5 protein-coding genes and 2 pseudogenes are annotated in these 4994 nt (G+C 39.0%); 6 read left to right on the top strand and 1 reads right to left on the bottom strand.

The features are described from left to right. The 4 genes and pseudogenes from AAEY97_RS20945 to AAEY97_RS20960 form a co-directional block, all read left to right on the top strand. Positions 1-843 (top strand): annotated as a pseudogene (locus AAEY97_RS20945) (hypothetical protein); the annotation flags it as partial. Between the two features lie 2 nt (positions 844-845). After that, on the top strand, positions 846-1295 hold the full coding sequence (locus tag AAEY97_RS20950; protein WP_351001250.1) for an Imm44 family immunity protein: 450 nt from the start codon (positions 846-848) through the stop codon (positions 1293-1295). A gap of 150 nt (positions 1296-1445) precedes the next feature. After that, on the top strand, positions 1446-1730 hold the full coding sequence (locus tag AAEY97_RS20955; RefSeq protein ID WP_351001253.1) for a hypothetical protein: 285 nt from the start codon (positions 1446-1448) through the stop codon (positions 1728-1730). Positions 1731-1732: 2 nt separating this feature from the next. Continuing rightward, a complete protein-coding gene (locus tag AAEY97_RS20960; protein ID WP_351001256.1) occupies positions 1733-2965 on the top strand; it encodes a toll/interleukin-1 receptor domain-containing protein in 1233 nt (410 codons plus the stop codon). Positions 2966-3150: 185 nt separating this feature from the next. On the opposite strand, the gene AAEY97_RS20965 is transcribed toward AAEY97_RS20960, so the two are convergent. After that, positions 3151-3357 carry a helix-turn-helix domain-containing protein gene (locus tag AAEY97_RS20965; protein WP_124018451.1) on the bottom strand — a complete coding sequence of 69 codons (207 nt, stop codon included), beginning with the start codon at positions 3355-3357 and terminating at the stop codon, positions 3151-3153. A gap of 130 nt (positions 3358-3487) precedes the next feature. Between AAEY97_RS20965 and AAEY97_RS20970 the strand changes: the two genes are divergently transcribed. Further along, positions 3488-4027: a VspR family transcription factor gene (locus tag AAEY97_RS20970; RefSeq protein WP_182742899.1), complete on the top strand. Its 540-nt coding sequence runs from the start codon at positions 3488-3490 to the stop codon at positions 4025-4027. A gap of 5 nt (positions 4028-4032) precedes the next feature. Next, positions 4033-4917: pseudogene (locus AAEY97_RS20975) on the top strand (DEAD/DEAH box helicase); the annotation flags it as partial. Between the last annotated feature and the right edge of the window lie 77 nt (positions 4918-4994).

The raw sequence follows: 4994 nt of genomic DNA on the forward strand, positions 1-4994 counted from the left end.
GACCCTTTTTTGCAGTTCCCAGAGAATAGCCAGAGCGCTAACCCGTATTCGTATATTTTGAATAACCCGATGAGTGGCACTGACCCGACAGGGTATAGTGCTGTTCGTAGTGGTAATGCATCTGCTTGGCGCACGAATGAGTTGATGGGAGGGTTTGCTGGTACTCCTTTGCCATCAGAGGACGAAATGAGAAGGATAAATGAGATGTTTAAAGGAACATCTCATCTTTTTTCTGCTTCAAATGGGCAAACAAACGAAGAAAACTCTACGGGTAATGGCTCAAAGAAACATGAAGATGAGGGGAATGATAGTTCTAGTACCAATCAAAACGTAACACCTTATAGTGGCACTGTAACGGCTAATACTGACGATGCTGATACAATAAAAGCTGCTGGAATTTTAGCGGTTGGTTGGGGAGGCGCAGCGGCTGAACCAACTCCTATAGGTGAAGTTGCCATGGGGGTTGCAACACTTGCAGCTTCGGCTTATTACGGCCCTGAACTCATGGAAAAAATGAGAACAGAAATTGATGGCATAATGAAAAAAGCCACTGGGCCAGATGGTGTTCAATACTCATTACGTGCAACCAAAGACGGGGTATACCCTTGCTTCAATTGCTCATCCGGTTCGACAAACCTCAAGTCAGGAGAGATTTGGAAGTTTGGAGAAACCACTAACCCAACATCTAGATATTCACCGACATTCTTGCGGACAAACAATCTCCGACAAGTAAATGAATTCCATGGGAATCGAGTGCAGATAAAAGTTGTAGAAAAAATGAAAATATACAACCACGCCTTGATTAACTTTAGTCTGCCTCCGGGCAATAAGATATTTAGGTAATTATGAACATTGGTTTTGCAATTGAAATAGACATGGAGGCTGATGGAAAATCAGCCTTAACTCAACACTTTTCAGATTCACTTAGTGATGAATTTAAAGACAGGAACTATGGTGAAGACATAGAAAATATCGATATCGGTTTTATATGTTTACGCACTGTCCCGGGCTTCGAAGCATTCTCAACCAAGAGAAAGCCCAAGTATGTTGCCAGCCAACAAGTCCCTTTACTTGATGGAAGCACGAAGGAGATAAAGAACACGTTCACTTTTGATATAAAACTCGATAGTGAATCGTATGAAGCTTTTATTAGCGCATCCGATGGTGAAACTATAAAATTACTGAAAAGTAAGTTATTAGAGTCGTTATCATGTTTTGATTCACTACCCAAGAAAGTAAAGAAGTTTGATGTGGAACTATTCAAGTCTGACATAACAAACTTCCTCCAAGGGTAGCTAAACCACCAACAGTAACGTTGTCAGGATCCCGCAGGGATCCTGACCCAACCTTAAACCCATCATCACAGTTCCCATTACTAGCAATTCTCATCATCGTATAAATCTTTCCAGTTTTAGACTATAATCTCGAAAGTTACGGAGAGCCGAATGAGTAAAATCAGCAACTTAGAAGATTACAGAACACCCACCCCAAACACCGAAAACTCGAAAGTTACCAATACCCGCAAATATAAAGATGTCCGTGAACGTGAATATCTAACATCATCAGAGATTGAACGCATCAGCAAAGCAGCCAAGTCTGTCGGTCGCCACGGTCATCGTGATAGCACAATCATCATTATTGCTTATCACCATGCGTTACGTGTGTCTGAGTTGGTCAATTTGAACCGGAACATTATCGAGCAGCGATATAATAAGAGGTTAAGTGAATGACTATGAGCAATAATCCAAGAGTTTTTATTTCTTATTCGCATGATTCCGATCTTCATAAAGAATGGGTTAGAAAGCTTGCTTCTGATCTTAGAGGAAGTGGCGTGGATGCAATATTAGACCAGTGGGACATTCGACTTGGCGATGATCTAGCTGTCTTTATGGAATCTGGTATCACGAGCGCAGACAGGGTTATAGCAGTTTGTAGTGAAAGTTATGTACTGAAAGCTAATGAAGGTAAAGGAGGCGTCGGTTATGAAAAAATGATTGTAACTGGCGAGCTTGTGAAAAACTTAGGTACAAATAAATTTATTCCTCTGGTTAGAGGCAACAATACAGTAAATAAAGTTCCTGTTTGTCTTAGCTCAAGAGCATATATAGATTTTGAAAATGATAATGAATATGAGGCTCGCCTAAAGGAGCTTATCCGGGATATTTTCGGCGTCTCTGAAAACGAAAAGCCGCCTCTTGGCATTCCTCCAGAGTTCGAAAAAGAGGAAGATAATAAACCTGTAGCAAAGGCAAAAGTTAATGCTGGCTGGGCAGAGGAGCACAGAGATAAGGCTAAGAAATCAGCCTCAACACAGGGTATTAACACTCTTTGGGAAATATCATCATCAATTGGAAATCCAAATATCAATGCATCACAGAAGGAATTGCTGGCTGGCGCAAGAAAATCGGAAATAAAAACATTTGGATGGCCTATCGGTGTAATGCTAGAAAATCGGGATGAGTACAGGCCTAGACCAACTGCTGATGGCATAGTATCTAATATAAATATTGGTGATAGAGAGTCTTTTGATTATTGGTCTTGGAATACCGCAGGTGACTTTTATCTTCTTAAAAGCATTTTTGAAGACAGGAAGAATCCGGGGGAGATTTTCTTTAATACACGAATTGTACGAACAACAGAGGCATTGCTGTATATCGGAAAAATGTATGAGGAGCTTGGGGCTAACGACACTGATGAGATTTCTATCAGAATCAACTATGAAGGTATAGAAGGCCGAGTACTTTCTAGCTCCAACCCAAATAGGATGCTCCACGAGAGTAGAAAAATCGCTGAGAATGAGTGTTCGTCTGAAATAACCATAAAGCTCGAAGATATTTCAAACGATTTAGTAAAGGTGGTGAAGTCCTTAGTTGGCCCCTTATTTGTATTGTTCGATTTTTTCGAGCTCTCTGATGAAGTATACGCTGATATTGTTAATCACTTCGTAAATGGTAAAGTGGTGTAAACCACTTAATAAGCACAGGCAGTCGCGACGCAGCAAAGCTGCTGTGGGCGTAATCACATATTTGGTTGCCATACTCCCCTAATGACAATTATTACTTCTAGAGCTTTAACTCTAACAAGCTTCTGTCCAAATACGAGTTAGGACTATTCTAATACTCGTTGATCTAGGTAATGTAATATTTATAGTCAAGGAAGTAATTCCTTTACATCACACTCAAGTACTTCTGCTAATTGATACACCTTTTCAAGTGTAATGTTGACTTCACCACGCTCAATCCTACCTGCATAGCTGCGATCCATTTCCGCTAATAAAGCCATTTTATCCTGTGAGATTCCAAGAATTTTACGTTTAGCTCTTAGTTTTCGTCCAAATTGTACTGCTAAGTCTTTCATTTTTAATCTCATTAAAAAGAAAGACTATCTAAAGTTGCGGCTTATAAAGCCACGGACTATAATCCGCAATTGTTTTTTATGTCCATCTAACACTCAAAATGAGTGAGTAATAGAGCCTTGTGAGAACGTTATGCCAAAAGCTTCAATCAAAATATGTTCAACATTACATACTATTCTCCAGGATGAGAGCTTCAATCATTTTCAAGTTATAGAATTACGAGATGTATATCATGCGGTTTCACAGGGCTGTGAAAGTGTAAGCCAAACATACAATTTCATTTATCGACAAATATCTAGATTGGTTAAAAAAGGGCTTTTGAAAAAATCTCAAAACGAAGGCTTAAAATCTATCACATACCAGAAGACAGAATTATTTTCAAAAACGAATTTCATTATAAGCACTAGTGATGAGCAAAGTTATCATCCTTTATCGCAAGCCGAAAATATTAGTAAAGATAAAATACAAAATCTAGAACAACGTCTTAAGCAATCGGAAGTTGATTTGCTCACCAGTATTGGAGAGTCAGAAGAATATATGCGTTTATATAATTCATTCCCTGAAATGAAATCGCATCTTGAGTCACAATATATGCTTGCTAGAGAAAATAGTTCGAAGTTACTGGGACAGATAAAGGCAATTAAGTCTGTGCTCACTCACCAACAGAAGTAAATATAATGCAACTAAGGCAATGGCAGTCAGAGTGCGTCAATCACGCCACAAAGCAATTTAGTGCTAACCAGAGACATTTCCTCTGCTTAGCTACTCCAGGGGCAGGAAAGACGGTTATGGCATCTGAAGTGGCCGCTAGATTATTTGAACAAGGCCTTATCGATTTTGTTCTTTGTTTTTCGCCTTCAGTGAATATCGCACAGGGAATTCAGAAAACATTTTCACACCGGTTGTCATGTCGTTTTGATGGTGTGATTGGCTCTATCGGTTGCTCTTATACTTATCAAGGAATGCTATCTTTTAAAGAAGACTTTTGGCAATTACTAGAGAAGAATCGAGTTTTAGTGGTCTTTGATGAGATCCATCATTGTTCAGGGAGAACGATTGAAGATGCAAATGTATGGGGTGAAGAAATTTTACTCAACATACAAGACAAGGCTCGGTACACTTTAGCTTTGACGGGAACGCCATGGCGTTCAGATCAGTCTCCAATTGCCTTGTCTCGATATACTGACCCAGATAATAAAATTCAATGCGATTTCATTTATGGTCTAAAAGAAGCCATTGCTGACATTGTATGTCGCAGCCCCAAAATAGTACTGATAGATAATGAAAAAATATCAGTTACTGACAAAGATAATGAGACCAAAACCTTTAACTGTTTTGATGAATTATTTAAGGATAAATCGGTTCCTTACCAATCGGTCATCAAAAATAATGAAGCGCTCAGACATATTTTAACACTAGCAACAGACAAGCTTAAAATCATCAAGAAGGTCAATCCTAATGCCGCTGGACTGATTGTTTCTTCATCAACAGAGCATGCTGCATATATCTTTAACATGCTTAAAACTGAGTTTAATCAAACAGCTCAAATTGTTACGTATAAAGTAAGCGGTAAATGAAGCAGTGAAACGTTAATCCAAATTGCTCAAATCAACATTCCACGGCATTAAATCGGTCAAAT

The organism is Shewanella sp. TB7-MNA-CIBAN-0143 (assembly GCF_040310065.1).
Taxonomy (GTDB): Bacteria; Pseudomonadota; Gammaproteobacteria; order Enterobacterales; family Shewanellaceae; genus Shewanella.